Source organism: Microvirga roseola (genome assembly GCF_020866965.1).
Classification (GTDB): Bacteria; Pseudomonadota; Alphaproteobacteria; order Rhizobiales; family Beijerinckiaceae; genus Microvirga; species Microvirga roseola.
This window is the reverse complement of sequence record NZ_JAJATX010000011.1, coordinates 43,265-67,302: the sequence shown is the minus strand read 5'-3', so window position 1 is coordinate 67,302 and position 24,038 is coordinate 43,265. Positions and strand designations below refer to the sequence as shown.

The window sequence follows — 24,038 nt, the reverse complement described above, 5'->3', positions numbered from 1 at the left end:
ATTCTCCCGTATTTTGTGGTTTAGCCAGGACTGACCCTCCGCGCCAGTTCGTCCAAGGGACTTTCCTGAGGAATCGCGAGCCCTTAAATCTCCTTCATGAGTCGCAACACCTATAACGACGTCCCGCCCGACATCCTGGACAATGAGGAGGATGAGGCCTCGGCTTCGCTCGAGAGCGGCTCCGATGTGGATTTCGATCTCGAGGCCAATCCCAATTCCGTCCAGCGCGGGACCGAGGTCATCCGGCGGTTCTGGACGACGCTGCCCAATGCGCCGGGCGTCTATCGCATGCTCGACGGCAAGGGCGACGTTCTCTACGTCGGCAAGGCGAAGAACCTGAAGAACCGGGTCGGCTCCTATGCGCGGGGGCAGGCCCATTCCAACCGCATCGCCCGGATGATCGCCGACACCGCCTCGATGGAGTTCGTCACCACGGCGACGGAAACCGAGGCGCTGCTGCTCGAAGCCAATCTCATCAAGCAGCTCAAGCCCCGCTACAACGTGCTGCTGCGGGACGACAAGTCGCTCCCCTATATCCTGCTCACCGCCGACCACGACGCGCCGCAGCTCGTGAAGCATCGCGGCGCGCGAAAGCGCAAGGGCGACTATTACGGCCCCTTCGCCAGCGTCTGGGCGGTGAACCGCACCATCAATGCGCTCCAGCGCGCGTTTCTCCTGCGCTCCTGTAACGACAGCTTCTTCGAGAACCGCACGCGGCCCTGCCTGCTCTACCAAATCAAGCGCTGCTCCGGCCCCTGCACTGATGAGATCGCGCCTGACCGCTATGCGGAGCTCGTCGCCGAGGCGCGCGCATTCCTGTCGGGAAAGTCCAACGCCGTGAAGCAGCGCATCACGGAGGAGATGCAGCAGGCGGCGGAAGAGCTCGAGTTCGAGCGCGCAGCGCGCTGCCGCGACCGGCTCGCCGCGCTCTCCGCGATCCAGGGCGTGCAGGGCGTCAACACGCAGTCGGTGGAAGAGGCCGATGTCTTCGCCCTCGACGAGCAGGCGGGCCAGTTCTGCGTGGAGGTCTTCTTCTTCCGCAACTGGCAGAACTGGGGCAACCGCGCCTACTTCCCGAAGGCCGACAAGTCCATGACGCCGGAGGAGGTGCTTGGCTCCTTCCTCGCGCAGTTCTACGACGACAAGCCCGCGCCGCGGCTCATCCTGCTCTCCCACGAGATTGAGGATGCGGAGCTGATGGCGGCGGCATTCTCGAGCCGCACCGAAGCGAAGGTGGAGATCCACGCGCCGCAGCGCGGCGAGCGGCGTCAGCTCATCGAATACGTGATGCGCAATGCCAAGGAGGCGCTCGGGCGGCGGCTGGCCGACACGGCCTCGCAGCAGAAGCTCCTCGTCTCGCTCGGCCAGGCTTTCGGCCTCTCCAAGCCCCCCCGGCGCGTGGAGGTCTACGACAACTCCCATATCATGGGCACCAATGCTGTCGGAGCCATGGTGGTGGCCGGCGCGAACGGCTTCATGAAGCAGCACTATCGCACCTTCAACATGAAGTCGGAGGAGCTGAAGCCCGGCGACGATTACGGCATGATGCGCGAGATACTGCAGCGGCGTTTCGCGCGGCTCGTGAAGGAAGAGCCGCGAGCCCCTGCGGATGCGCAGGACGGGTCGGCGGAGGCAGGCGATGACGGTTTTCCCGCCTGGCCCGATCTCATCCTGATCGATGGCGGAAAGGGGCAGCTCGAGGCCGCCCGCAAGGCTCTGGCGGAGGTCGGGGTCGGCGAGGAGGAGGTCGCCGTGATCGGTATCGCCAAGGGCAGAGACCGGGATGCCGGGCGCGAGACCTTCTTCAAGCCGGACCAGCCGCCCTTCAAGCTGCCGCCGCGGGATCCGGCGCTCTATTTCGTCCAGCGCCTGCGCGACGAGGCTCACCGCTTCGCCATCGGGGCGCACCGCGCCAAGCGCAAACGCGAAATGGTGAAGAACCCCCTCGACGAGATCCCCGGCATCGGGCCGACCCGCAAGCGGGCGCTCCTGCACCATTTCGGAACGGTCAAGGCCATTCAGCGTGCGGCCCTGGAGGACCTCATGAAGGCGCCGGGGGTGAACGCCGCCACGGCCCGGGCGATCTTCGATTATTTCCACGAGCGCGGGTGATCATGGACCCGCATTCGGCCTCTCCGTCCAGGGATAGTGATCCCCCGCCGGTTGACGGGGCAACCCCGGGCATGCTTCCTGCCCTTTATGAGCACCGCTCCCTCCATGCGCCGGTCGAAGGCCTTTAACCTCGCGAACCTGCTGACCTATGGCAGGCTTGCGGCCGTGCCGGCGGTCGTCGGCCTCCTGTTCTGGCCGGAGGATCTCTGGTCGCGCTGGTCGGCGCTGGGAATCTTCGCAGTGGCGGCGATCACGGATTATCTCGACGGCTACGTCGCCCGCGCCTTCTCCCAGCAATCGTCCCTGGGCCGCATGCTCGACCCGATCGCCGACAAGCTTCTGGTCGCGGCAAGCCTCATGATGCTGGTCTCGGACGGGACGATCCACGGGGTGTCGATTTGGGCCGCCATCGTCATCCTGTGCCGGGAGATCCTTGTTTCGGGCCTGCGCGAGTTCCTGGCCGAGCTGAAGGTCGGCGTGCCGGTGAGCCGGGTCGCCAAGTGGAAGACGACGTTCCAGCTCCTCTCCCTCGGCTTTCTCATCGCCGGTCCGGCCGGCGAGACAATGCTGCCGGGCACCGTCCTGATCGGGACGATCCTCCTTTGGGCCTCGGCCATCCTGACGATCTACACCGGCTGGGATTATCTCAAGACCGGCCTCGTCCACATGATGGACGAGGGCTGAAGCCATGAAGCTCGTCTATTTCGCCTGGGTCCGGGAAAGGGTCGGCAGGACCGACGAGGAGGTGGATCTGCCGGAGAATGTCGCGACGGTCGCGGATCTCGTGCGCTGGCTGAAGACCCGCGGCGAGGAATACGAGCATGCCTTCGAGGACGAGAACGTCGTCCGCGTCGCCATCGACCATGTCCACGTCAAGCCGGAAGCCTCCATAGCGGGCGCCAGGGAAATCGCCTTCTTTCCGCCCATGACCGGAGGGTAGGGCACTTTCTCTATTAGGGCATTTCTCTATCAAGGAGACCCGCCGCCGTGGCCGCCACCATCCGCATCCAATCGGGCCCCTTCGATGCCACCGCCGAGACGGCAGCGCTGACCGAGGGCAGGGCGGATATCGGGGCCGTGGTGGCCTTCACCGGCTTCTGCCGGGACGAGGGGGGAAGGCTCTCCGCTCTCGAACTCGAGCACTATCCCGGCATGGCCGAGGCCGAGATTGCCCGCATCGCCGCCGAAGCCGAGCTTCGCTGGCCCCTGCTGGGACTGACTGTCATTCACCGGTTCGGCCGGATCCCGCCGGGGGAGGAGATAGTGCTCGTGCTCGCCGCCAGCGCCCACCGCCGCGCCGCCTTCGAGGCCGCCGAGTTCCTGATGGATTACCTCAAGACCCGCGCCCCGTTCTGGAAGCGGGAGCATCTGACGGATGGCACGGTCGGAGACTGGGTCGAGGCGAAGGATCTGGACGACAGGGCGATGGAGCGGTGGCGCTGACCGGCAGGCGCTTTTGGACCGGATGCCCTGCTGAAGGGCTTGCGGCGAGGGCCAGAGATAGACGACGACCGGCCATTCGAGAGCGTCGACCCTGACCATGACCCGCTTGGCGACCTCCCCGCCAATGGCATCATAGAGAGACCGAAAGGGGTTCTGTTCGAAAGCGCCGATGGAGACAGGTCCTGGCGCCAGCTCGCTCAGCCATTCAGTCGCTGCCAGAAGGAGGTGTCGCCCAAACCCCTGGCCCTGTCGCTCGGGCGAAACGTAGAGCAGCGTAATCTGGCTTTCGGCTCCCACGTCGTTGCGGTCTCCCAAGCGAGCCGCGACGAAGCCGGTCACATCCCCGGATTGCTCTGCCACGAGCAGTAACTCCCTGTCCGGGTTGAAATCGGACGAAAGCCAGCCCTCTATTTCCCTGTGCCGATGTTCCGGGTCGATCCGCGGGCCGAGTTCGGATGCCGGCATGAAGCCGGAATAGGCCTGCTGCCATCCCAGCGCGAGGATCCGCGCGATGGGACCGATGTCGGCCATCCTCCAGGGACGGACAATGGGACCAGTTTCGAGGAATGGCATCGGAGGCTCGCAGATCGGACGGTTGCGCTTGACCTTATGCGACAGGAGGCGGAGCATCGCCAGCCGAACGACTTGCAGGAGGTGCGCCATGCGGAGCGCCGTTCTCCTCCTTGGCCTGCAAATAGCCGGACCCGCCCATCCGGAAGGCGGGATGCCGGTCCGGAGCGCTCAGGCGCCGGGCCACAATCCTCTCGATTGCTACTGCCGTGCCGAGGGCCGGAAATTTTCCGAGGGCGAAGGAACCTGCCTGACGACGGCCGCCGGGCCGAGGCTTGCCCAATGCAGGATGGAGATCAACGTGATGTCCTGGGGCATCACGGAGACACCCTGTCCCGAGGCATAAAAAATGCTGCCGGAACCGGCAGCACGATCTCTGGAGCTTGATCTCGGAGCCCTCGAGGGCGGAGGCTGATTGCCGGTCAGACGACTCCCACAACGACGGCGCAGATGAAGGAGAAGGACACGCAGGCTGCAGCAATGTTCAGCTTGGACGTCCAGTCCAGATTCGACATCACGTTCATGGCGACCTCCTCTCTGAATAGGTAGGTAGGCTAGCAAGCCGAATCGCTTCTGGGAAGCCCTCGGAGGGCGGCAAACGGTCCGGGCGCGAATTGAGAAAATGGTTAACAAAAGGTTAACTCGTTATTCTGAAGGAAGGAAAAGGGCACCTGCGCGCGGTAAAATTTTTCGAGTGTGTCATTTTCCCACCAAGCTTGGCGCAAACCACAAGAGGTAGAGGCCCGCCTCCCTCGCTCGAATCATCCTGGGTCATTGGACTCAGGGGCGGACACCACTTCTGGATGCGGCGTGGCGTTGACGGGATGTTTACGCCGGCCCGGTAGTTTCGGGGCATGCGTCGTGGGTTAGTAGCGTTCATTGCCCTATCGCTCGTTGGGCTTGGTTTGACCGGCTGCGGACTGTTCCAGTTCGAGCAGCGCGAGCCCTGGCGCGCCCAGGCCGAGGAGGCCTGCCTCTCGCAGCGCCTCGTTCAGCCCACGGCCTATATGGCGCTGTCCTCCAAGATCGACGGTCCGGGCGCCTGCGGGATGGAATATCCCTTCAAGGTCTCGGCTTTCAGCGGGGGGACGGTCGGCCTGAAGTCCAAGGTGACGCTCGCCTGCCCGATCATTCCCCGGATCGACCAATGGCTCCACGAGATCGTGCGCCCTGCCGCCCTGATGTATTTCGGAACGAATCTCATCGATCTGAAGGCGGGTTCCTATTCCTGCCGTCCCCGCAACAACCAGCGCGGCGCGAAGCTCTCCGAGCATTCCTTCGGCAATGCCCTCGACGTGATGGGCTTCGCCCTGGCGGATGGGCGGGAGGTGTCGATCGTCAAGGGTTGGAAGGGCAGCCCGGCGGAACAGGAGTTCCTGCGCGAGGTCTTCGTAGGGGCATGTCGCTATTTTGCGACCGTGCTCGGCCCCGGCGCCGACCCGTTCCATTACGATCACTTTCATATCGACCTTGCCCGCCACGACCCCCGCGGGCAGAGGCGGATCTGCAAGCCGATCATCAAGTTCGAACCGCGCATCGACCCCGAGAGGTCGCAGGAGATCATGCAGGGCTTGACCGCCTCCGCCGATCTGCCGGCCATCGATATGGAGCAGGACGGGGCAGGGGAGGGGATGCCCGCCCAGACCTATGCCCCGCCCCCGCCGCCGCTCGCTCCCGTTATCGCTGCCCCGGTGCAGTCTCCGATGTCACCCCGCTACGCTGCCGATCTTCCGGCGCCGGAGGCGGGCTATGGGAGAGTCCCTCCTCCGCGGCCGCCGGCTTATCCGCCGGTGCAGCCACCCCAGCCTCCGGCGGCCCGGACCTATGCGCCGATGCCTCTCCAGCCTTCACCTCGCGCGCCGGTGGTGCTGAACAGCCACGGCATCTACTAAAACCACATGGAAACCTTGACCTTGCCGCGGCCCGCCCACATGCTCACGGGGCAGAGGCAATGGACCTGTTGGAGCGAATAGAATGAAGTGGCTGGCGGCTTTGATCTCCTGCACCCTGTTGAGCGCGCCTGCGCTCGCCCGTGAGATAGAGCCGGCGGAGCGGCGCGAGGGCTATCTCTCGGCGACGATTCCCGTATGCGCCGACCCTTCGGTTCTTGCGGAAATCTCGTCGGACTTTGCGACCAGGGAGGACCGGTTCTGGCATTCCGGCCTGCGGATCGTCGCCTATGACAAGATCCGCCCGGTCGCCTGGCGCGCCTGGGGTCTCGACTATATCCCCCGCCAGTTCTGCACGGGCGAGGTTCTCGTCTCCGATGGCTTCCGGCGGCGCATCGATTACGTGATCAAGGAAGATCTCGGCTTCATCGGGATCGGCTGGGGCACCGATTTCTGCATCGTCGGGCTGGACCGTAACTATGGTCACGCACCCCGATGCAGGCAGGCCGGGCCTTGATCCTCGGCCGATGCCTGGCCCTCCTAGGGGCCGCCTTTTTCCTGACGATCCCCGGTGCGGCGCAACCGCCTCGTGAGGCGAGGGGCGCCCCCGCCGGGCAATTCGACTTCTATGTTCTGGCGCTCTCCTGGTCGCCCGGCTTCTGTGAGATCCGGGGCAGCCGGCACAGGCAATGCGATGCGGGAAGCGGCCTCGGCTTCGTCCTGCACGGCCTCTGGCCGCAGAACGAGCGGGGCTATCCCAGCTTCTGCGAGCCTTCCGGACGCTTCGCTCCCCGTGCAGCGGTGGAAGAGGCCAAAGACCTTTTTCCGGATGAGAATCTCGCCCGCTACCAATGGCGCAAGCACGGGACCTGCACGGGCGAGAGTCCCAGCGCCTATTTCCGGGCCGCCCGACGGGCTCGCGAGCGCGTGCGCATTCCTGAAAGTTTCCAGGGCTTGAGATCCGGGGCCAAGGTTCTGCCGGCCGAGATCGAGCAGACCTTCATCAACGCCAATCCCGGCCTGCGCCCGGACATGATCGCGGTCGCCTGCGGGCGGCGCATCTTCCAGGAGGTGCGCATCTGCTTCGATAAGGATCTGCGTGGCTTCCGCTCCTGCCCCGAGGTCGACCGCGACGGCTGCAGGGCCGGCGAAATCGCGATCCCGGCGATCCGGTAAAGCTTTTCAACGGGCCGGATTTGGTCGAAAAGACTCCATGAATTATCGCCATGCCTTCCATGCCGGCAATTTTGCCGATGTCATGAAACACGCCCTTCTGGTGCGGATCCTCGCCTATCTCCAGCGCAAGGAGACGCCGCTCCGTGTGATCGACACCCATGCAGGGATCGGTCTCTACGATCTTGCGGGCGACGAGGCCGGCCGCACGGGGGAATGGATCGACGGCATCGGGCGTCTCGACGAGGCCTTTTCTCCCGAGGCGGAGGACATTCTCGCGCCTTACCGGAAAGTGGTGGCGGATGTCCGCGCACGTCATGGCGAGACCGCCTATCCCGGCTCTCCCGCTATCGTGCGCGAGATGCTGCGGCGGCAGGACCGGGGCGTCTTCGTCGAGCTTCATCCCGCAGACAACAAGGTGCTGACCGAAACCTTCAACGAGGTTGCGAACCTGAAGGTGATGCATCTCGACGGCTGGACCGCCCTTCACGCTCTCGTCCCACCCAAGGAAAAGCGGGGGCTCGTCCTCATCGATCCTCCCTACGAGAAGCCGAACGAACTGGAGCGGCTCGGCACGGAGATCCTGGCGGTGCTCAGGAAGTGGCCGACCGGGGTCTATGCAGGCTGGTATCCCATTAAGGATCAGGGGCCGGTCGATGCGGTCGCCGAGCGGCTTCATCGGGAGAGCCCGCGTCCGGGTCTTCGTCTTGAACTCCTCGTCGACGATCCACGCGATCCGACGCGCCTGAACGGCAGCGGCCTTCTCGTCATCAATCCGCCCTGGTCCCTGCGGGAGGAGGCGGAAATCCTCCTGCCGGTTTTGGCGGAGCGGCTCTCGCGCGGGAGCTATGGCGGTTATCGCTGTGAAGCCTTCGGTCCCGCCGCATAATTGCGATTGCCCCTTGGCTTCCGTGCGTTCATGAATCCTGCCATCGTTCAAGGCAGGGTCCATCGCATGCTCACTCTCCGCTCCTCTCCCGCATCGCCCTTCGGCCGGAAGGTCAAGATTTCTGCATCCCTTCTCGGATTGACGGATCGCATCCAGGTGACCGATGCGGACACTCTCAACCCCGAGGATTCGCTTCGCCAGCAGAACCCGCTGGGCAAGATTCCGGCGCTCGTCCTTGAGAATGGCGAGACGCTGTACGATTCCCGGGTCATCGTGGAGTATCTCGACCATCTCGCAGGAGGCGGGCGGATTTTCCCGGCGGGCTGGGAGCGCTTTGCCGCCCTACGCCAGCAGGCGCTCGCAGACGGGATCATGGATGCAGCCCTGCTCCAGGTCTATGAGGGCCGCTTCCGCCCGACAGAGAAGCACGAGCCGAAATGGATCGATCATCAAGCCGACAAGGTGCGCCGCGGTCTCGACCATGCCGAGGCCTATCTCGCGACACCCGCCACTGAGCTGCATATCGGCCACATCGCGCAGGCCTGCGCGCTCGGATATCTCGACCTTCGCTTCGGAGGACGCTGGCGGGAGAACGCTCCGAAGCTCGTGGCGTGGCTTGCCGACTTCGAGGCTCGCGTTCCGGCCTTCGCCAAGACCCGCGTGAGTGCGTAGACAGCAAAAAAGGCCCGGGTTTCCCCGGGCCTCTTCCGTTGCAGATGCGACGGATCTTAGTAGGTGCCGAACTTGAAGTTCAGCTTGGCGCGCGCGACGAAGAAGTCGGCATCGTCGTCACGGTCGGCGCCGGCCACGTAGACCGCCTCACGACCGCCGGGAACAGCCACGCTGCCGACATAGGTGCCGTTGTTGTCGCCGTTCAGGTTCACCCACAGGCCTTCGATGCCGGCCGTCAGGTTGTTGGTGAAGGCGTACTCGAGACCAGCACCCAGCGCCCAGCCGGTGCGCACGTCGTTGTTCTCGTTGAACAGGCCGTCGAACTCATCGTCCGTGTCGCCGCCGCCATAGGCGAAGCCGCCGGTGGCGTAGATGAGAGCGCGGTCGAAAGCCACACCGACGCGGCCGCGGACCGTGCCGAACCAGTCGAGGCCGCCGGCCACGCCGGCCGCACGGAAGGACGCCGGGAAGTCGCCGACGACGACAGCGCCGTTGCGATCCGCGCCGAGATCGGCCCACTGGATGTCGGTCTCGAGACCAACCACAAAGGAGCCAATCTGGTAGTTGTAGCCGATCTGGCCGCCGCCGACGAAGCCGTCGCCGCTCTCGTCAGCGTAGTTGATGGTGCCGCCAGCAAAACCCGGGATCGTGCCAGCCGGCACTGCGACAGAGCGATTGTTGTTGTCCGCCCAGCCGTAGCCGGCGTTCACGCCCACGTAGAAGCCCGACCAGGTGAAGATCGGAGGAGCGGCAATGATCGGAGCAGCCGGAGGCGCCGCGCGAGCCGGAAGGTCCGCAGCCGAAGCAGCCCCGGCAAAGCCGAAGAGAGCGACGCTAGCGAGAAGAATCTTCTTCATGGTTTCTCTTTCCTATCGATGTCATGGCCCACTTGACCCAGGCGAGTCCCGGGCCGAGTCAAATGACCTGGGCTTTATAGAGCGATGACCTCATGAGGGCTGTGACATGTCGAACACAGCACCCCAAAGGTACTGTGGCGGCAATGTGGCGGCGAGTTGCGTGCTATTCCCCTTTGGCATCGCTGGGATAACAAACGCACAGCTTGGCTATTAGTTCGTGCCCGATGAGAAAAAATGTTCTTTTCTTGGCAGCGAGGCGGTCAATACGTTATGCAGTTTCAGGAAGAGGTCGCGAATGAGTAACGTTGCACTTGTTACCGGAGGCGCAAGGCGGATCGGCCGGAGCATCGTGGAGCGGCTTGCTCGGGAGGGGTATGCCGTCGCCATCCATTGCCACCGCTCGTCCGGGGATGCGGAGGAGATCGCGGCCCGGATTTCGGCGGCAGGCGGACAGGCGGCTGTCGTCCAGGCCGATCTGGCGGATGCCCGCGAGGTCGGCGGGATCGTCAGCGAGGCGGTCCGGACGCTCGGTCCCCTGACGCTTCTCGTCAACAATGCCTCCATCTTCGAGCCGGACGAGGTGACGGACCTCTCGCAGGAGCGGTGGGACCGGCATTTCGCCGTCAATCTCCGCGCGCCCGCTTTTCTGGCGCGGGACTTCGCGCATCAGCTCCCCGAGGGCCGGGAAGGGAGCATCGTCAATATCGTCGATCAGCGCGTGTGGAAGCCGACGCCGCAGTTCTTTTCCTACGCGCTGACGAAGGCGGCCCTGTTCTCGGCGACGCAGACCATGGCGCAGGCGCTGGCTCCGCGCATCCGGGTCAACGCGGTCGGACCGGGGCCTACGCTCGCGAATGAGCGTCAGGGCGACGAGGATTTCGCGAAGCAAAGCCGCGCCGTTCTCCTCGGCCATGGCGGCACGCCCGAGGAGATTTCCGAGGCGGTGATCTATCTGGCCAAAGCGCGCAGCGTGACGGGCCAGATGATCGCCGTCGACGGCGGCCAGCACCTGGCCTGGGAGACGCCGGACGTGGCCGGGATCAAGGAATGAACGTGCGGGCGGTCAGCGTGATCGCCGAGATCAGCCGGCCGTAATCCGGCTCGCCGCAGTGGGTCGTGCGACGATAGCTGTAGAACCGTTCCTCATCCGAATAGGTGCAGAGCCCGAGATTGGCGAACTCGCCGATGCCGGCGGCTTGCAGTCGCGAGCCGATGAAGCCGGGAAGGTCGAACATGGCATGGTCCGGCCGCTCGCCCGGTTCGAAGAAGCGCCTGTTGGCGGGATCCATATCCGTGAAGCGGGCGACGAAATCGGGGCCGACCTCGTAGGCCGCCTGGCTGATCGTGGGGCCTAGCACCGCGACGATCTTCTCCCGGCGGGCCCCGAGGCTTTCCATGGCCTCAATGGTGGCCTCGAGAATGCCCGTTGCCGCTCCGCGCCAGCCTGCATGGGCTGCGCCGATGACGCTCGCATGGGGATCCGCGAACAGAACCGGGCCGCAATCCGCCGTGGTGATGGCAAGCGCCACACCCTGCACATTGGTCGCCATGCCGTCGGCCTTGGGGCGCTCGCCGGCCCAGGGGCCTTCCACGATTACCGCATCGGCCGAGTGCGTCTGGTGGATGCTGACGAGGGCCTCGGGCGCGACGCCCATTTCCTCTGCCATGCGACGGCGGTTCTCGGCCACCTTCGCCGGGTCGTCCGACGATCCGAGCCCGCCGTTGAGCGAAGCATAGATGCCCTCCGACACGCCGCCTTGCCGCGTGAAGAAGGCGTGATGGATGTTCGGGTAGGAGGTGAGTTCGGGCGCTGCGATGAACATGGCTTCACGGTTGCGGCGGTGGCGGTGATCGGGTGGCAAGCCCGGGGACGGCTTCAATGCTCTCATGGGTAACCGCCAAAACCTTAAAGAGGTCACCCATGGCTTTCGGCCCGCGCTCCGTGAGGCGGGCGAGGGCCCTGTCGATATCCTCGGCCTGAGCCGGTGTCGCCCGCTTCTTCAGAGCCGCTGCCCGCGCCTCGATGCCGAGTGCCGCGAGAAAATCGCCCTGGCTGGAGACGCCATGGACGCGGACTCTTTCCTCGGCGGCGGCCTGAGCCAGGCGTTGGAAATCCACATGGGTGGTCAAGTCCGCCTCGCCCGGCTCGGAGAGCGGATCGACGAAGGCGTGCTTCTTCAGGGCCTGCAGCGTGTCTCCGAAAGCCGGGCCCCAATAACCGTAATCGATGATGAGCGCTGCGCCTCCATCCCGCGCAATGCGCCGGGACAGGCTCTTCATGATCGCAAGGGAGGCGGCCGGCCATTCGAGAATGTCGCCAAGCCGCAGCGGATTGCTAAAGGCCCGCTCCGGCTCAGGGCGCAGGCCAAAGATCAGGTTCTCGCCGTCCAGCCCCACCAGGCGCTCGCACCAGCCCCGTTCGGTTGCGACGAACTGGCGGACGGGCAGGGCGTCGAAGAACTCGTTCGCGACCAGGAGCATCGGACCCTGCGGCACCTCGCCGATATCGTCGTGCCAGGCGATCGGAGACCCGGAGGAGGCGAGAGCCGTTTGCTGCCGCTGCCTCAGGGCCGGGCTCGTTTCAACCAGATGCACGGTGGCGGCTTTGCCGAAATCGGGCAGGAGCCTCGCGGCCCTCAGGAGATCGGCCATCAGGGTGCCGCGCCCCGGCCCCAGCTCGACGAGCCGGACAGGGGAGGGGCGGCCCATCGCGTGCCAGAGCTCCAGCACCCACAGGCCGACCAGCTCTCCGAACATCTGGCTGATCTCGGGCGCCGTGGTGAAGTCGCCGGCCTCTCCCAGCGGATCGCGGCTGGCGTAGTAGTGGCGCAGGCAAAGATTCATGTAGCGCTCGACGGGGATCGGCCCCTCGAGGGCGATCATCTCGCGCAGGGTGTCGGCCAGCGCCTTCACGCGGCCTCGGCGGGGCGGGTGTAGCCGCGGGCAGCGATCACGATCATCCCGGCGCCGAGAATGGCCATGGGCAGGGACAGCAGCATCCCCATGGTGATGCCGCCGCTCAGCGCCTCGACGGACGAGCCGAAGAGAAAGCCGAGCTGCGCATCGGGCTCGCGGAAGAACTCGGCGACGATTCTGGCGAGCGCATAGCCCAGCACGAAGATGCCTCCGAGAAGGCCCGGCCTGCGGAAACCGAAGCGCCGCGCGGCAATGGCCATCACGATGAACAGAAGAAGCCCTTCACCGAAGGCCTCGTAGAGCTGGCTCGGGTGGCGGGGCACGGGGCCCGCATGGGGGAAGACGACCGCATAGGGGAAATCGGGGGCGGGACGGCCCCAGAGCTCGCCGTTGATGAAGTTCGCGATGCGTCCGAAGAACAGGCCGATGGGCGTGACGACGGCCGCCATGTCGAGCATCGCCAGGGGATGGAGCCCCCGTGAGCGGGAGAAGAGCACGATGGCGAGCACCGCCCCGATGAAGCCTCCATGGAAGGACATGCCGCCCCGCCACACGGCGAAGATCTCGAGCGGCTGCGCCAGATAGGCTCCGAGATTGTAGAACAGGACATAGCCCAGCCGTCCGCCCAGCACGACGCCGAGCGCCACCCAAACGATAAGATCGTCGATGTCGACCGGCTTCGGATGGCGCAGAGGCGTCCAGAGATCGGCCCGCGCCGCCAGGCGCTTGGCATAGAACCAGCCGCCCAGGAGCCCGGCCACATAGGCAAGGGCGTACCAGCGGATCGCGAGGGGGCCGATGGAAATGGCGACCGGATCGATGAGGGGGAACGAAAGAGGCATGGGAAGCCCTTGAACTAGCGCCCTGCCATTGGACTTCCAGGGCGCCGGTCGTCAACCCTGTTGCAGTTTGGCGCGATTGCGCCCATGTGTGACGCATCGGAGCGGGCGCTCCTCATGACAAGGCGGATATCACCATGACCCAGTCCTCCAACCGGATCTTCGACGAACTCGCTCGTCTGGCGACGGATGCCGCAGGCGCAGCCCAGGGCGTCCGGCGGGAGGTGGATACGATGGTCCGCACCCAGCTCGAGCGTCTCATCAAGGATATGGACATCGCCACCCGCGAGGAGGTCGAGGTCCTGCGCGAGATGGTGCTGGCCACCCGCGAGGAGAACGAGCGCTTGGAGGCTCGGGTGAGGGAACTCGAGGCGAAGCTTGGGACCCAGGCCGGCGGAGCGGCTCCAGCCTCGGCCTGACCAGAGCGGATGCCGGGGCTGCTCTGAGGGAAACCCTCCTGTTGTGGACAGGTCATACAGACGCATTGTGACCGGAGTCAAAATCTAGGACTGTCGATTCATGAACTGATTCGTGGCCGGTGCGGCAAGAGCACTGAATACGCAGGTATTCAGCTTGGCTCTTTCGGAGTAAAGCCTGAGTCAAAAGAAGTATTATTGCCTTTTTATGTTTACCATATTCAGGCAACGTCAATTTTCCCGGATCGACATGACCCAGCTCCACATCCCCATCGACCGAATCGAACATCCCCTCGACGTTGTCGAGCGGCTCGCGTCCTTGCGGGACTGGATTTTCGACCGCGCGGCGACTGATGAAATGTCTGTCTCGGTCTCGGGCCAGTGGACCGATTACCACATCGCCTTCACCTGGATCGAGGACGTGGAGGCGCTGCATGTCGCCTGCGCTTTCGACCTGAAGGTGCCCGACCGGCGGCGGCAGGAGGTTCTTCAGCTGACCTCCTATATCAACGAGCAGCTCTGGGTTGGGCATTTCGACCTCTGGAGCTCGGAGAACGTGGTGATGTTCCGCCATGCCCTGCTGCTGGCGGGCGGCGCGGATCCGACCCATGGGCAGTGCGAGACCATGCTGCGGGTCGCGGTGGAAGCCTGCGAGCGCTACTTCCAGGCCTTCCAGTTCGTGATCTGGGCCGGGAAAACCGCCCGTGAGTCCCTCGACAGCGTCCTGTTCGAAACCGAAGGTCACGCCTGATCCTGCCTCGACAGGGCGTGGCCGAGCATGGATAGTGGCGGCTCCTTTCCACCTTTTCGCCGAGCCGCCATGTCCCCGAACGCCCAGCACCTTCCGTCGTCCCTCGTTCTCGTCGGAGCCGGCAAGATGGGCGGCTCCATGCTGGAGGGCTGGCTCAAGGTCGGCATGACGCCTGAAGGGGTCACCGTCGTCGATCCCCGCCTGTCGGAGGAGATGACCCGCTTCTGCTCAGCTCAGGGCATCGCCCTCAATCCCGCGCACCCCGCCGCGCCCGATGTGCTCGTGCTTGCGGTCAAGCCGCAGATGCTCGACGAGGCGGCAGCCCCCCTGAACAATCTCATCGGGCCTCAAACCCTCGTCATCTCCATTCTCGCCGGCAAGACGATCGGCGATCTGAAAAGCCGGCTTCCCGCCGCTTCGGCCATCGTGCGCGCCATGCCGAACCTGCCCGCCAGCATCGGGCGCGGCGCGACGGGTGCTGCCGCGAGCGGGGAGGTCAGCGAGGCGCAGCGCCTCTCGGCGGATGCCCTGCTGCGGAGCAACGGCATCGTCGAGTGGCTTCCGTCCGAGGACCTGATCGACGCTGTCACGGCGGTCTCGGGCTCCGGACCGGCTTATGTCTTCCATCTGGTCGAATGCCTGGCGGAAGCCGGTGCGTCTGCAGGCCTGCCGCCCGACCTGGCGCAGCGGCTTGCGCGGGCGACGGTGACGGGCGCGGGCGAGCTTCTGTTCCAGAGCGACCTGCCGCCTTCCACACTCCGCCAGAACGTGACCTCACCGGGTGGCACCACGGCGGCGGCGCTGGAGGTCCTGATGCGCGATCCCGCTGGCCTGAAGGCTCTCATGAACGAGGCCGTGGCTGCTGCGAAACGCCGGTCGGAGGAACTCTCCGGCTGACGGGCATGTTCATGGCGCGGCGAGCGCCTAGATTATGCCTCTGGAAAACTGTTCAGGAGAGATTGTGATGGCGGAAGCTCCCACCGACAAGCGTAAGGCAATCGTCGATGCTCTCATGGATCTCGCGGCGAGGCGGCCCTGGGACGAGATCGAGATCGGCGATATCGCGCAGGCTGCCAATGTGTCCCTTGCCGAATTCCGCGATCTCTTCCCCTCGAAGGGCGCCGTGCTCGGCTCCCTCTCGCGCCAGATCGACAAGCAGGTGCTGGAAGGCACGACGGACGATCTCGCCGGCGAACCCGCACGCGAGCGCGTCTTCGACGTGCTGATGCGCCGCTTCGACGCCATGGAGCCCTACAAGGAGGCCCTGCGCCGCATCTCGCAGGATCTGCAGTACGATCCGCTTTCGATTGCAGCCCTGAACCAGGTGGCGCTCAACTCCATGCGCTTCATGCTGGCGGCGGCGGGCATCAACACGGAAGGGCCGCTCGGCGGCCTGAAGCTCCAGGGTGCCGTGCTCGTCTATTCCAACACCATGCGCACATGGCTCGAGGACGACGATCCGACGCTGGCCAAGACCATGGCGCGGCTCGACCGGGAATTGCGGCGCGGCGAGCGCATTCTGGAAGGGGCCGAGGATGTCCGCCGCCTAACGGCGCCCCTGCGGGCCCTCGGCCGCGCTCTCATGGGAAGCCGCCGCTCGTTCCGCCGCGACAGCCGTCGTCCGCGCGAAGGAAGCGGCGATGCGGAAAATCCCGCGGCGGCGATCTGAGAGCAGAAGGGAGCACCATGGATCAGGCCATTTCAGCAACGCCGAGGATTACTTTCGACGATTTTCTGAAGGTCGATATCCGCGTCGGCCGGATCGTTGCCGCCGAGCCGTTTCCGGAGGCGCGAAAGCCCGCCTTCAAGCTCACCATCGACTTCGGACCTGAGTTCGGCACGAAGCGCTCCTCGGCCCAGATCACGGTGAACCACCGGCCGGAGGATCTCGTCGGTTCGCAAGTCCTGGCGGTGGTCAACTTCCCGCCGCGCCAGATCGGCCCCTTCATGTCGGAGGTGCTGACCCTTGGCGTCCCTGACGCGAACGGCGACGTCATGCTCATCCGCCCGGACCGCGACGTTCCGATTGGGGGGCGGCTCTACTAAAGCATCGGACCCCGAAAATGGATTCGCACTTTCGGGATCCAATCCGGCTTTGTCCTTGGATGCTCTAGGCAGACAATACGCTGCCCTCGGAGGTTCGCATTCCAAGCAGATCCTGCGCGCGGGCGAAAGCATCGTCGAATCCCAGGGCCTCGACTGCGGCATGGGGCATGAGCTTTCGGCACGCCTCCTCCACAAGCCTGTGCTCGCGAGCGACCGCGTCCACGACAAGCCGCCAGCTGTCCCTGCGGGCGCGCCGCCGCCTGACGAGATTCTGCGCACATCGCTCAACAGGAGTTGCGAGATGCAGGACGTGGAGCCTGTGCCGCTTCGCCAGCTCTGCGGAATGGTCGTACTCGCTGCTGAGCCGAAGTCCTTCGATCAGCACGTTATGACCAGTCGAGGCGTAATCCGCGGCCCGCCTGACGATCTCCTCCAGGCCGCCATCCGTCGCCCTGATCGTATCGCAGCCGCCGCTGGTGACTTCGTAATGACCGATGACCACGAGGGGACATCCGCCGCCCGGATGGGCGAGGCGGTATCCCAGAGGGTGCAGGCGACCTGCACGGTGGATCGGCTCCAGCATGCCCGCATCAGCCCTGCCGTCTCTGCGCCAGCCGTATTGTGCGAGGATCCGGCGAACCAGTTCCGTCTTGCCCGATCCGCAGGTGCCTCTTGGATTGACGATCACTCCCATGCGCAAACCCTCCGATCATGCGTCACGGCTCGAATGAAGCGATCATCCTGTGCTGGCTCAACCTTTTTCGAAAGCGGCGCCTGCTGGATCGAAAAAGGCCGCTGCGGAAATATCAGGCAGGCAGGCGCACGGTTGCGCGCAGTCCGCCGAGCGGGCTGTCGCCGAGAACGATGTCGCCGCCATGGGAGCGGGCGATGTCGCGGGCGATTGCGAGGCCGAGGCCCGAGCCGCCCTCGTCCTGGTTTCGCGCCTCGTCCAAGCGCACGAAGGGCTTGAACACTTCTTCGCGCATGTCCGGCGGAATGCCCGGCCCGTCGTCATCCACATGGAGAACGAGCCAGCGCGTCTCGTGGTTGGCGGAGATTTCGATCCTGTCGCCGTGGCGGGCCGAATTGGCGACGAGGTTGAAGAGCAGGCGCCGGAAAGCATCGGGACGCACGATGATGATCGGATCGCCGACGATGTCGAGTTCCGTGACATGACCCTGCCGCTCAGCATCGACCTGCACTTCCTCCAGCAGTTGCCGCAGATCCGTCTGCACCGCCTGCTCGCCGGCATCGCCGCGCGCGAAAGCAAGGTAGCCTTCCAGCATACGGCTCATCTCGTCCACGTCGCGCTTCAGATCCTCGACTTCGGACGTCTGGTCCAGGAGCACGAGCGAGAGCTTGAAGCGGGTGAGGATGGTGCGCAGGTCGTGGCTGACGCCGTTGAGCATCGTCGTGCGCTGCTCGATGTTGCGCTCGATGCGCCGCTTCATCTCGAGGAAGGCGTGCCCGGCCTGGCGAACCTCGCGAGCCCCGCGCGGACGGAACTCGATCTCGCGCCCCTTGCCAAGCGCTTCTGCCGCCTCCGCGAGCCGCAGGATCGGCCGGATCTGGTTGCGCAGGAAGAGAATGGCGATGCCGAGCAGCACGAAGGACGAGCCGCCCATCCACACGAGGAAGATGTGGGAGTTCGACGCATAGGCCTGGCTGCGCCGCGCCAGCACGCGCATGATGTTGTTCTGGTCGAGCTTGATGCGGATTTCCACGTAGTTCGAGCGCCCGACCGTATCGAGCCAGTAGGGACGGTCGACCTGCCGGCGCAATTCGTCGGAGAGCGTCTCGTCGAGAATGGAGAAGAACGGCTTCGGGCCCGGCGGCGGCAGATCGGTGTCGTGGAGGATGTCCACGTCGAGCTGCAGCCGCTCCGAGGCGATCCGCGACAGGACCGTCAGATCGGGGTCCTGCGGATAGCTTTCGTAGATGTCGATGAGCGCCGCGATATCGGCCGTCACCGCAGAGGACAGGCGGCGCGTGACGAGCTGATAGTGACGCTCCATGAAGACGTAGGCGACGACCGATTGCAGCAGGATCACCGGTGCGATGATGATGATGAGCGCGCGGGCATAGAGACCCTTCGGCAGGAAGCGCCCGAGCCAGCGGATCGCCTGATCCAAGGGGGAACGCTTGATGGCGCCGATCTTCATCGGTCGATGACGAGGCGGTAGCCGATCCCGCGCACCGTCTGCAGGAAGATCGGGTTGGCCGGATCGGTCTCGATCTTGCGCCGCAGGCGGTTGATCTGAACGTCCACCGTGCGCTCGTTCGCGGCTGCCCCGTTCCCGGCCAGGGCCTCGCGCGGGACGTTGTCGCCCGCATGGGTGCCCAGGATCGTCAGAATCTCGCGCTCGCGTTCGGTGATGCGCACCATCTCGTCGCCGCGCCGCAATTCCCCCCGGTCGAAGCGGTAGGAGAAGGGGCCGAAATGGATGGTCTCCGGCGCATCGCCGTTGGGTGCTCCCGCCGGCGCGACCGTGCGCTTGAGGATATTGCCAAGGCGCAGGAGCAGTTCGCGCGGCTCGAAGGGCTTGGGGAGATAGTCGTCCGCCCCGATCTCCAGGCCCGTCACCCGGTCGGAGGTGTCGGCACGGGCCGTGAGCATCAGGATCGGCACATGCGAGCTCTGCCGGATGCTGCGGGCGTAATCAAAGCCGGATTCACCCGGCATCATCACGTCGAGGACGAGGGCGTCGAAGACGAAATTCTCGGCCTTCGACCGCGCCTCCGCCGCGCTGGCGGCGGCCGTGACCCGGTAGCCGTTCTCGGTCAGGAACCGGGCCAGCAGGTCGCGCAGGCGGCGGTCGTCATCTACCACAAGGACGTGCGGCGCATGGTCGGGAATGTCGATGCGGGGTGCTTCCATCGGGATCGCGTCGTTTCGGTCGAGACCTGCTTTATCAGGTTTTCTCGGGCCCGAATACGAGCCGCTCCACATGGTCGCGGTCATCCGGGTCGATCAGGCGCAGGAGATAGCGGCTGATCACCTCCTTGCCCTCCGGCTCCATGTCGGACAAAGCCCGCATGATGCGGCGGGTCTGCAGCTTGGCGAGCTTCAGCGCCAGTTCGCTGCCCTGAGGTGTGGCATAGAGCAGCCGCTGGCGGCGGTCGGCGGTTCCCGTCCGGCTCTCGATGAAGTCCTTCTCGATCAGCTCCTTCAGGACCCGGTTGAGACTCTGCTTCGTTATCCTCAGGATGTCGAGAAGCTCCGCAATGGTCAGGCCCGGCTGGCGGTTGACGAAGTGCAGGACCCGGTGATGCGCCCGGCCAAAACCGTACTCGCCCAGGATCCGGTCCGGATCGCTGACGAAGTCGCGGTATGCGAAGAAGAACAGCTCGATGAGGTCATAGGCGGGGAGCTCGGCCAGGATATCCTTGCCAAGTCTCTCGGGTCTCACAGCCGGGATCGCGTCGGGCACGTCCTATTCCATCCTTATCCATTTTATGTCAGCCTTGTTGACATATCTCAGGGCGATTGTTACTCGTCAAGGCGCTTTCGCGAAATGAATGAAATTGAAATGTCGTGAAAGCGAACCGGAAATTACGCGGCCCCGGTGCGCCACAAAGGCCGGCATTTCAAGGAGAAGAGACGATGTCCGCGACCCCTTTCGATCAACGTGACGGATGGATCTGGTACGACGGGCAGCTCGTACCCTGGAAGGAGGCCAACCTTCACGTCCTCTCGCACGGTCTGCATTACGGCTCGAGCGTGTTCGAAGGGGAGCGCGCCTATGGCGGCGAGATCTTCAAGTCCACCGAGCATTCCGAGCGCCTGAAGAAATCGGCCGAAATCCTCGATTTCGAGATCCCCTACAGCGTGGCCGAGATCGACGCGGCCAAGCGCCTCGTGCTCGAGAAGAACGGGCAGAAGGACGCCTATCTCCGCCCGGTCGCCTGGCGCGGCTCGGAAATGATGGGCGTGGCGGCGCAGGCCAACACGATCCATCTGGCCATCGCCACCTGGGAATGGCCGAGCTATTTCGACCCGGCCCAGAAGATGAAGGGCATCCGCATCGACATGGCCGATTATCGCCGTCCCGACCCGGCGACGGCTCCCTCGGCGGCGAAGGCGGCCGGCCTCTACATGATCTGCACGATCTCCAAGCACCGGGCCGAGCGGAAGGGCTACGCCGACGCGCTCATGCTCGACTGGCAGGGCCGGGTTGCGGAATGCACGGGCGCCAACGTGTTCTTCACCCGCGACGGCGTGATCCACACGCCCACCGCCGATTGCTTCCTGGACGGCATCACCCGCCGCACGGTGATCGAGCTGGCCAAGCGCCGCGGCTTCGAGGTGGCGGAGCGCCGGATCATGCCGGATGAGCTGCCGAGCTTCAACGAGTGCTTCATCACCGGCACGGCGGCGGAAGTGACGCCCGTCTCCGAGATCGGGCCGCATACCTATCAGCCGGGCAACATCACCAAGACGCTGATGGAAGACTACATGGCCGAGGTCCAGCCGAAGTCGCAGGCAGCCTGAAGGCTACCCTTCTCCCTCCCCGCCTGCGGGGAGGGAGCAAGTGCTGCGCGTCAAAAATCCTCCGCGTCGGGAATGCGGTTGAAAGCGATCTTCGCGCCCGCATAGCCACCGGGAATGTCGATCCACGGCCCCCAGTGCAGCAGCGTCTGCCGGTGACGGGCGTTCATCCGGTCGGCGATGGCGGACAGGTACTCCATCCGGCGCTTGAGCTGCGCCTCCGCCGTGTGCCCGAAAAGATCCTCCTCGATGTCCTGCAGCGGCACCAGATCGTGCAGCGCGATATGGACGCTGCGGTTGCGGCGCATGTCCTCTCGCTCCGCATGGCGGAAGAGACGGCTCAGCGACGCCAGCAGGGACGGGTCGTCCCAGGTGGGGGCGAAATGCTCCTCCCCGTACCATCCGGCGCTGTGCCTGTCGGTGAGCCAGAGCGCCAGCGCCCGGGCCGAAAAGCCGGCCCGGCGCATGCGGCTTGCGGCCTTGGCCAGGAGGACGCGGGCGGCGGCGTAGGCCCCTTCCAGGGAGCGCCAATCGGCAGGCAGGACGCGGCCATGGCCGAACATGCGCCGCCGGGTCTCGGGCCGCTCGACCGTGTAGCCGTGAAGCCCCATCCAGAGCCGCTCCCCTTCGACGCTGCCCCAGAGGCGGCGCAGTTCCTTGGGCTGCAGCCGCCAGAGAGCGGCCATGTCGCCGATGCCGGCCCCCGCCAGCCGCGCTGCGTTGCCCTTGGCGATGCCGGGAATGTCGGTGAGCGCAAGGGAGAGGAGGGGACCGGGCAGGGCATCCGGGTGGAGGGCGACGAGACGGTCCGGCTTTTCCATTTCGGCGGCGATCTTGGCCAGGAGGTCGTTGGGGCCCAGGCCCACGGAGCAGGTCAGGGTCGGCCCGATCCGGGTGGCGATCACGTCCTTCACCTTCCGTCCGAGCGCCAGCGCCTCCGCCTGTTCGGATGGGAGCAGGGCGCAGAGCATCTCGTCGATGGAGCAGACCGCCTTGACCAGCACCACCGACTCGATGGCCTCGATGATGGCGCGATGCAACTCCACGTAAGCCTCATGCCGGGCCGTCACCAGCACCAGCCCGGGGCATTGCCGTCTGGCGTCGCGCACGAAGGTCCCGCGCTTGAGGCCCAGCGCCTTGCCTTCCCGGCTCACGGCGATGAGGCCGGTATGCTCCGAATCGACGGGAATGACGCCTACGGGCCTACCCCGAAGAGCGGGCTGGAGATGCTGCTCGGCACTGGCGAAGAAGGAATCGAAATCCACGTAAAGCCGTTCGAGGCCCGCAGGCTTGCGCATCGCCGCTCATCCGCTCTCTGTTGTTGTGAACAAATCAAGAACGTGAGCTTGAGCGGGAGTCGAGCGCCCGGCCTGTGGATAACGGGGATTGGCGGGAGTCATCGACTCAATTTCCGTTGGGGAACCAACGGGCTGGAATCCCGTTCTTGTTTGAGAACAGAAAGGGAACAATAGGAGTCCGCCATGACAGCGCGCACGAAAACATCCTCTGACGCCCGGCACAACCGTAAGGACCAGAACGAGGTCCGGAATCCGAAGGCCGATCCGGATGCCGCCGGTAACCGGATCAAGGATCCGGAGGAGTGGGTGACCGGACACGAGCCCATGACCGGCGCCCAGGCGTCCTATCTCAAAACCCTGTCCGAGCAGGCGCACGATTCCGATGCCTACGACCCCGATCTGGACAAGGCTGAGGCGTCCAAACGGATCGATCACCTGAAGCAAGAGCGGGAACAGTAACCGCCTCCGCTCTCGCTGCTCCGGGACCGCCGAAATCGTCTGGGGAGCCGTCTCCGGAATCGGCGGCCCGGATCTTTTGCAGGGCCTTCACCATCCCTACATATGCTCTTAGAGCATTGTTTGCTCCAAGGGATGGAAATCAAAACGATGATGAATTTTGCCTCTCGCCGAAGCCGCGTGATGATCGCCATGGCGGCGGCTCTGATCTTTGCCGGCAGCGCGGCTGAGGCCCGCATGGGCCGGGGAGGGGGCTTCGGTTCGCGCGGCGCGCGCACCTGGAGCGCGCCTCCGAGCACGCGGACCGCGCCGGAGGCGGCTCCGATCCAGCGTTCGCAGGTGCCGAACCAGGGTCCGACGATGAACCGTCCGGGTACGCCTGCCCCGAACGTCGCGCAGCCGCGCCGCTTCGGCTTCGGCACGGGCCTCATGGCCGGCCTCCTCGGCGCGGGCCTTTTGGGCCTTCTGATGGGCAACGGCTTCTTCGGCGGCCTCGCGGGCTTCGCCTCGGTGCTGGGCCTCCTGCTCCAGATCGGCCTGATCGTGCTGCTCGTCTCCTTCGCGATGAAGTGGTTCCGCAGGCGTCAGCAGCCGGCCTATGGCATGGGCCAAGGCCATGCTCGCTCCATGGGCGGCAGCGTGCCGCCGGCCGGCGGACGACCTTCGACGACGGCTCCCATGATGGGCGGTCTCGGCGGAGGCGGCGCTCTTGGCGGGCTCGGCGGCCTGTCGCAGCGTCGGCAGCAGCCCCGCCCCGGCGTGCGGGACGAAATCGGCATCGGCGAGAAGGACTATGCCGACTTCGAGCGGACGCTGGTCGAGATGCAGGACGCCTATTCCCGCGAGGACGTCAGCAAGATCTGGGACATGGCTACCCCTGAAATGGCGGGCTACATCCAGGAGGAGTTGAACGAGAATGCCGGGAACGGCGTCGTCAACAAGCTCTCCAATGTGCGTCTGCTCCAGGGGGACCTGGCGGAAGCCTGGCGCGAGAACCACACGGATTACGCCACCGTCGCGATGCGCTATTCGCTGACCGACGCGATGGTCGAGAAGGCGACGGGACGCGTCGTCGAGGGCGATCTGTCCCGTCCGGTGGAGGCGACCGAGATCTGGACCTTCCGTCGCGAGCACGGCGGCCCCTGGAAGCTCTCGGCGATCCAGCAGGCCTAAATCTGCCCAGCGCACAGTCGAAAGCGAAAGCGGCCGGTGAAAACCGGCC

General features: G+C 65.2%; 27 protein-coding genes and 1 pseudogene. 18 read left to right on the top strand and 10 right to left on the bottom strand.

The window, feature by feature from the left end; genetic code table 11:
* Nucleotides 1-96 precede the first annotated feature (96 nt).
* The 4 genes from uvrC (at nucleotide 97) to LG661_RS09495 (ending at nucleotide 3,555) form a co-directional block, all read left to right on the top strand.
* On the top strand, nucleotides 97-2,112 hold the full coding sequence (gene uvrC, locus LG661_RS09510; RefSeq protein ID WP_230531642.1) for an excinuclease ABC subunit UvrC: 2,016 nt from the start codon (nucleotides 97-99) through the stop codon (nucleotides 2,110-2,112).
* A 105-nt stretch (nucleotides 2,113-2,217) separates the two neighbouring features.
* Nucleotides 2,218-2,796 (top strand): CDP-diacylglycerol--glycerol-3-phosphate 3-phosphatidyltransferase, encoded by a 579-nt coding sequence (pgsA, locus tag LG661_RS09505; protein WP_230531641.1) that lies wholly within the window; start codon nucleotides 2,218-2,220, stop codon nucleotides 2,794-2,796.
* Nucleotides 2,797-2,800: 4 nt separating this feature from the next.
* Complete coding sequence (moaD, locus tag LG661_RS09500; protein WP_230531640.1) at nucleotides 2,801-3,052, top strand: molybdopterin converting factor subunit 1; 252 nt, start codon at nucleotides 2,801-2,803, stop codon at nucleotides 3,050-3,052.
* Nucleotides 3,053-3,099: 47 nt separating this feature from the next.
* Nucleotides 3,100-3,555, top strand: a complete 456-nt coding sequence (locus LG661_RS09495) for a molybdenum cofactor biosynthesis protein MoaE (protein ID WP_230531639.1) — start codon at nucleotides 3,100-3,102, stop codon at nucleotides 3,553-3,555.
* Nucleotides 3,556-3,735: 180 nt separating this feature from the next.
* Here the strand turns inward: LG661_RS09495 and LG661_RS25360 are convergent.
* Nucleotides 3,736-4,020, bottom strand: a pseudogene (locus LG661_RS25360) (GNAT family N-acetyltransferase); the annotation flags it as partial.
* A 1,010-nt stretch (nucleotides 4,021-5,030) separates the two neighbouring features.
* On the opposite strand from LG661_RS25360, the gene LG661_RS09485 reads away from it, so the two are divergent.
* The 5 genes from LG661_RS09485 (at nucleotide 5,031) to LG661_RS09465 (ending at nucleotide 8,748) form a co-directional block, all read left to right on the top strand.
* Nucleotides 5,031-6,017 (top strand): extensin-like domain-containing protein, encoded by a 987-nt coding sequence (locus tag LG661_RS09485; RefSeq protein WP_230531637.1) that lies wholly within the window; start codon nucleotides 5,031-5,033, stop codon nucleotides 6,015-6,017.
* Nucleotides 6,018-6,099: 82 nt separating this feature from the next.
* A complete protein-coding gene (locus LG661_RS09480) occupies nucleotides 6,100-6,531 on the top strand; it encodes a hypothetical protein (RefSeq protein WP_230531636.1) in 432 nt (143 codons plus the stop codon).
* Nucleotides 6,510-7,190, top strand: coding sequence for a ribonuclease T2 family protein (locus tag LG661_RS09475; RefSeq protein WP_407666691.1), 681 nt, complete (start codon nucleotides 6,510-6,512; stop codon nucleotides 7,188-7,190). The genes LG661_RS09480 and LG661_RS09475 overlap by 22 nt, the downstream gene beginning before the upstream one ends.
* Before the next feature lie 37 nt (nucleotides 7,191-7,227).
* Entirely contained in the window at nucleotides 7,228-8,076 is an 849-nt protein-coding gene (locus LG661_RS09470; RefSeq protein WP_230531634.1) for a 23S rRNA (adenine(2030)-N(6))-methyltransferase RlmJ, read from the top strand.
* A gap of 66 nt (nucleotides 8,077-8,142) precedes the next feature.
* Nucleotides 8,143-8,748, top strand: coding sequence for a glutathione S-transferase family protein (locus tag LG661_RS09465; RefSeq protein ID WP_230531633.1), 606 nt, complete (start codon nucleotides 8,143-8,145; stop codon nucleotides 8,746-8,748).
* A 56-nt stretch (nucleotides 8,749-8,804) separates the two neighbouring features.
* Here the strand turns inward: LG661_RS09465 and LG661_RS09460 are convergent, their stop codons facing one another.
* Complete coding sequence (locus LG661_RS09460) at nucleotides 8,805-9,605, bottom strand: outer membrane protein (protein WP_230531632.1); 801 nt, start codon at nucleotides 9,603-9,605, stop codon at nucleotides 8,805-8,807.
* Nucleotides 9,606-9,900: 295 nt separating this feature from the next.
* On the opposite strand from LG661_RS09460, the gene LG661_RS09455 reads away from it, so the two are divergent.
* A complete protein-coding gene (locus LG661_RS09455; RefSeq protein ID WP_230531631.1) occupies nucleotides 9,901-10,656 on the top strand; it encodes an SDR family oxidoreductase in 756 nt (251 codons plus the stop codon).
* On the opposite strand, the gene pgeF is transcribed toward LG661_RS09455, so the two are convergent.
* From pgeF to lgt, 3 genes are read right to left on the bottom strand one after another with little or no spacing between them, the layout of a single operon-like run.
* Nucleotides 10,646-11,428, bottom strand: a complete 783-nt coding sequence (gene pgeF, locus LG661_RS09450; protein ID WP_230531630.1) for a peptidoglycan editing factor PgeF — start codon at nucleotides 11,426-11,428, stop codon at nucleotides 10,646-10,648. The genes LG661_RS09455 and pgeF overlap by 11 nt on opposite strands.
* A gap of 4 nt (nucleotides 11,429-11,432) precedes the next feature.
* Nucleotides 11,433-12,518 (bottom strand): class I SAM-dependent methyltransferase, encoded by a 1,086-nt coding sequence (locus LG661_RS09445; RefSeq protein ID WP_407666690.1) that lies wholly within the window; start codon nucleotides 12,516-12,518, stop codon nucleotides 11,433-11,435.
* Nucleotides 12,515-13,363 carry a prolipoprotein diacylglyceryl transferase gene (gene lgt, locus LG661_RS09440; RefSeq protein WP_230531629.1) on the bottom strand — a complete coding sequence of 283 codons (849 nt, stop codon included), beginning with the start codon at nucleotides 13,361-13,363 and terminating at the stop codon, nucleotides 12,515-12,517. The genes LG661_RS09445 and lgt overlap by 4 nt, the downstream gene beginning before the upstream one ends.
* A 134-nt stretch (nucleotides 13,364-13,497) precedes the next feature.
* Here lgt and LG661_RS09435 point away from each other — a divergent pair, with 134 nt between their 5' ends.
* The 5 genes from LG661_RS09435 to LG661_RS09415 all read left to right on the top strand — a co-directional run bounded on the left by LG661_RS09435 (nucleotide 13,498) and on the right by LG661_RS09415 (nucleotide 16,573).
* The gene (locus tag LG661_RS09435; protein WP_230531628.1) at nucleotides 13,498-13,779 is read left to right on the top strand and encodes an accessory factor UbiK family protein; all 282 of its coding nucleotides are present in this window, start codon (nucleotides 13,498-13,500) and stop codon (nucleotides 13,777-13,779) included.
* A 247-nt stretch (nucleotides 13,780-14,026) separates the two neighbouring features.
* Entirely contained in the window at nucleotides 14,027-14,527 is a 501-nt protein-coding gene (locus LG661_RS09430) for a type III secretion system chaperone family protein (protein ID WP_230531627.1), read from the top strand.
* A gap of 69 nt (nucleotides 14,528-14,596) precedes the next feature.
* A complete protein-coding gene (gene proC, locus LG661_RS09425; protein ID WP_230531626.1) occupies nucleotides 14,597-15,424 on the top strand; it encodes a pyrroline-5-carboxylate reductase in 828 nt (275 codons plus the stop codon).
* Nucleotides 15,425-15,491: 67 nt separating this feature from the next.
* A complete protein-coding gene (locus LG661_RS09420) occupies nucleotides 15,492-16,196 on the top strand; it encodes a TetR/AcrR family transcriptional regulator (RefSeq protein WP_230531625.1) in 705 nt (234 codons plus the stop codon).
* Between the two features lie 17 nt (nucleotides 16,197-16,213).
* Nucleotides 16,214-16,573 (top strand): tRNA-binding protein, encoded by a 360-nt coding sequence (locus LG661_RS09415; protein ID WP_230531624.1) that lies wholly within the window; start codon nucleotides 16,214-16,216, stop codon nucleotides 16,571-16,573.
* A gap of 64 nt (nucleotides 16,574-16,637) precedes the next feature.
* On the opposite strand, the gene LG661_RS09410 is transcribed toward LG661_RS09415, so the two are convergent.
* From LG661_RS09410 to LG661_RS09395, 4 genes are all read right to left on the bottom strand, one after another.
* Nucleotides 16,638-17,267, bottom strand: coding sequence for a hypothetical protein (locus LG661_RS09410; protein WP_230531623.1), 630 nt, complete (start codon nucleotides 17,265-17,267; stop codon nucleotides 16,638-16,640).
* Between the two features lie 112 nt (nucleotides 17,268-17,379).
* Nucleotides 17,380-18,735 (bottom strand): ATP-binding protein, encoded by a 1,356-nt coding sequence (locus tag LG661_RS09405; protein WP_230531622.1) that lies wholly within the window; start codon nucleotides 18,733-18,735, stop codon nucleotides 17,380-17,382.
* The gene (locus LG661_RS09400; protein ID WP_230531621.1) at nucleotides 18,732-19,451 is read right to left on the bottom strand and encodes a response regulator; all 720 of its coding nucleotides are present in this window, start codon (nucleotides 19,449-19,451) and stop codon (nucleotides 18,732-18,734) included. The genes LG661_RS09405 and LG661_RS09400 overlap by 4 nt, the downstream gene beginning before the upstream one ends.
* A 34-nt stretch (nucleotides 19,452-19,485) precedes the next feature.
* On the bottom strand, nucleotides 19,486-20,004 hold the full coding sequence (locus tag LG661_RS09395; RefSeq protein ID WP_407666689.1) for a MarR family winged helix-turn-helix transcriptional regulator: 519 nt from the start codon (nucleotides 20,002-20,004) through the stop codon (nucleotides 19,486-19,488).
* 173 nt (nucleotides 20,005-20,177) lie between these two features.
* Here LG661_RS09395 and LG661_RS09390 point away from each other — a divergent pair, with 173 nt between their 5' ends.
* The gene (locus tag LG661_RS09390) at nucleotides 20,178-21,065 is read left to right on the top strand and encodes a branched-chain amino acid aminotransferase (RefSeq protein WP_230531620.1); all 888 of its coding nucleotides are present in this window, start codon (nucleotides 20,178-20,180) and stop codon (nucleotides 21,063-21,065) included.
* A 50-nt stretch (nucleotides 21,066-21,115) separates the two neighbouring features.
* Here the strand turns inward: LG661_RS09390 and LG661_RS09385 are convergent, their stop codons facing one another.
* Nucleotides 21,116-22,360: a Y-family DNA polymerase gene (locus LG661_RS09385; protein WP_230531619.1), complete on the bottom strand. Its 1,245-nt coding sequence runs from the start codon at nucleotides 22,358-22,360 to the stop codon at nucleotides 21,116-21,118.
* Nucleotides 22,361-22,543: 183 nt separating this feature from the next.
* Here LG661_RS09385 and LG661_RS09380 point away from each other — a divergent pair, with 183 nt between their 5' ends.
* Together LG661_RS09380 and LG661_RS09375 are read left to right on the top strand one after the other, a co-directional pair.
* Nucleotides 22,544-22,819 carry a DUF3072 domain-containing protein gene (locus LG661_RS09380; RefSeq protein ID WP_230531618.1) on the top strand — a complete coding sequence of 92 codons (276 nt, stop codon included), beginning with the start codon at nucleotides 22,544-22,546 and terminating at the stop codon, nucleotides 22,817-22,819.
* A gap of 147 nt (nucleotides 22,820-22,966) precedes the next feature.
* Nucleotides 22,967-23,989: a Tim44 domain-containing protein gene (locus LG661_RS09375; protein ID WP_230531617.1), complete on the top strand. Its 1,023-nt coding sequence runs from the start codon at nucleotides 22,967-22,969 to the stop codon at nucleotides 23,987-23,989.
* Nucleotides 23,990-24,038: the final 49 nt, after the last annotated feature.

Bases quoted from the DNA above. Each gene is read 5' to 3' on its own strand.
- LG661_RS09455 (WP_230531631.1), top strand. From the start codon at position 9,901: ATGAGTAACGTTGCACTTGTTACCGGAGGCGCAAGGCGGATCGGCCGG.
- LG661_RS09380 (WP_230531618.1), top strand. From the start codon at position 22,544: ATGACAGCGCGCACGAAAACATCCTCTGACGCCCGGCACAACCGTAAG.
- LG661_RS09435 (WP_230531628.1), top strand. From the start codon at position 13,498: ATGACCCAGTCCTCCAACCGGATCTTCGACGAACTCGCTCGTCTGGCG.
- pgsA (WP_230531641.1), top strand. From the start codon at position 2,218: ATGCGCCGGTCGAAGGCCTTTAACCTCGCGAACCTGCTGACCTATGGC.
- LG661_RS09390 (WP_230531620.1), top strand. From the start codon at position 20,178: ATGTCCGCGACCCCTTTCGATCAACGTGACGGATGGATCTGGTACGAC.
- LG661_RS09375 (WP_230531617.1), top strand. From the start codon at position 22,967: ATGATGAATTTTGCCTCTCGCCGAAGCCGCGTGATGATCGCCATGGCG.
- LG661_RS09465 (WP_230531633.1), top strand. From the start codon at position 8,143: ATGCTCACTCTCCGCTCCTCTCCCGCATCGCCCTTCGGCCGGAAGGTC.
- pgeF (WP_230531630.1), bottom strand. From the start codon at position 11,428: ATGTTCATCGCAGCGCCCGAACTCACCTCCTACCCGAACATCCATCAC.
- uvrC (WP_230531642.1), top strand. From the start codon at position 97: ATGAGTCGCAACACCTATAACGACGTCCCGCCCGACATCCTGGACAAT.
- proC (WP_230531626.1), top strand. From the start codon at position 14,597: ATGTCCCCGAACGCCCAGCACCTTCCGTCGTCCCTCGTTCTCGTCGGA.
- LG661_RS09420 (WP_230531625.1), top strand. From the start codon at position 15,492: ATGGCGGAAGCTCCCACCGACAAGCGTAAGGCAATCGTCGATGCTCTC.
- LG661_RS09460 (WP_230531632.1), bottom strand. From the start codon at position 9,605: ATGAAGAAGATTCTTCTCGCTAGCGTCGCTCTCTTCGGCTTTGCCGGG.
- LG661_RS09470 (WP_230531634.1), top strand. From the start codon at position 7,228: ATGAATTATCGCCATGCCTTCCATGCCGGCAATTTTGCCGATGTCATG.
- moaD (WP_230531640.1), top strand. From the start codon at position 2,801: ATGAAGCTCGTCTATTTCGCCTGGGTCCGGGAAAGGGTCGGCAGGACC.
- LG661_RS09400 (WP_230531621.1), bottom strand. From the start codon at position 19,451: ATGGAAGCACCCCGCATCGACATTCCCGACCATGCGCCGCACGTCCTT.
- LG661_RS09405 (WP_230531622.1), bottom strand. From the start codon at position 18,735: ATGAAGATCGGCGCCATCAAGCGTTCCCCCTTGGATCAGGCGATCCGC.
- LG661_RS09480 (WP_230531636.1), top strand. From the start codon at position 6,100: ATGAAGTGGCTGGCGGCTTTGATCTCCTGCACCCTGTTGAGCGCGCCT.
- LG661_RS09385 (WP_230531619.1), bottom strand. From the start codon at position 22,360: ATGCGCAAGCCTGCGGGCCTCGAACGGCTTTACGTGGATTTCGATTCC.
- LG661_RS09410 (WP_230531623.1), bottom strand. From the start codon at position 17,267: ATGGGAGTGATCGTCAATCCAAGAGGCACCTGCGGATCGGGCAAGACG.
- lgt (WP_230531629.1), bottom strand. From the start codon at position 13,363: ATGCCTCTTTCGTTCCCCCTCATCGATCCGGTCGCCATTTCCATCGGC.
- LG661_RS09430 (WP_230531627.1), top strand. From the start codon at position 14,027: ATGACCCAGCTCCACATCCCCATCGACCGAATCGAACATCCCCTCGAC.
- LG661_RS09415 (WP_230531624.1), top strand. From the start codon at position 16,214: ATGGATCAGGCCATTTCAGCAACGCCGAGGATTACTTTCGACGATTTT.
- LG661_RS09475 (WP_407666691.1), top strand. From the start codon at position 6,510: ATGCAGGCAGGCCGGGCCTTGATCCTCGGCCGATGCCTGGCCCTCCTA.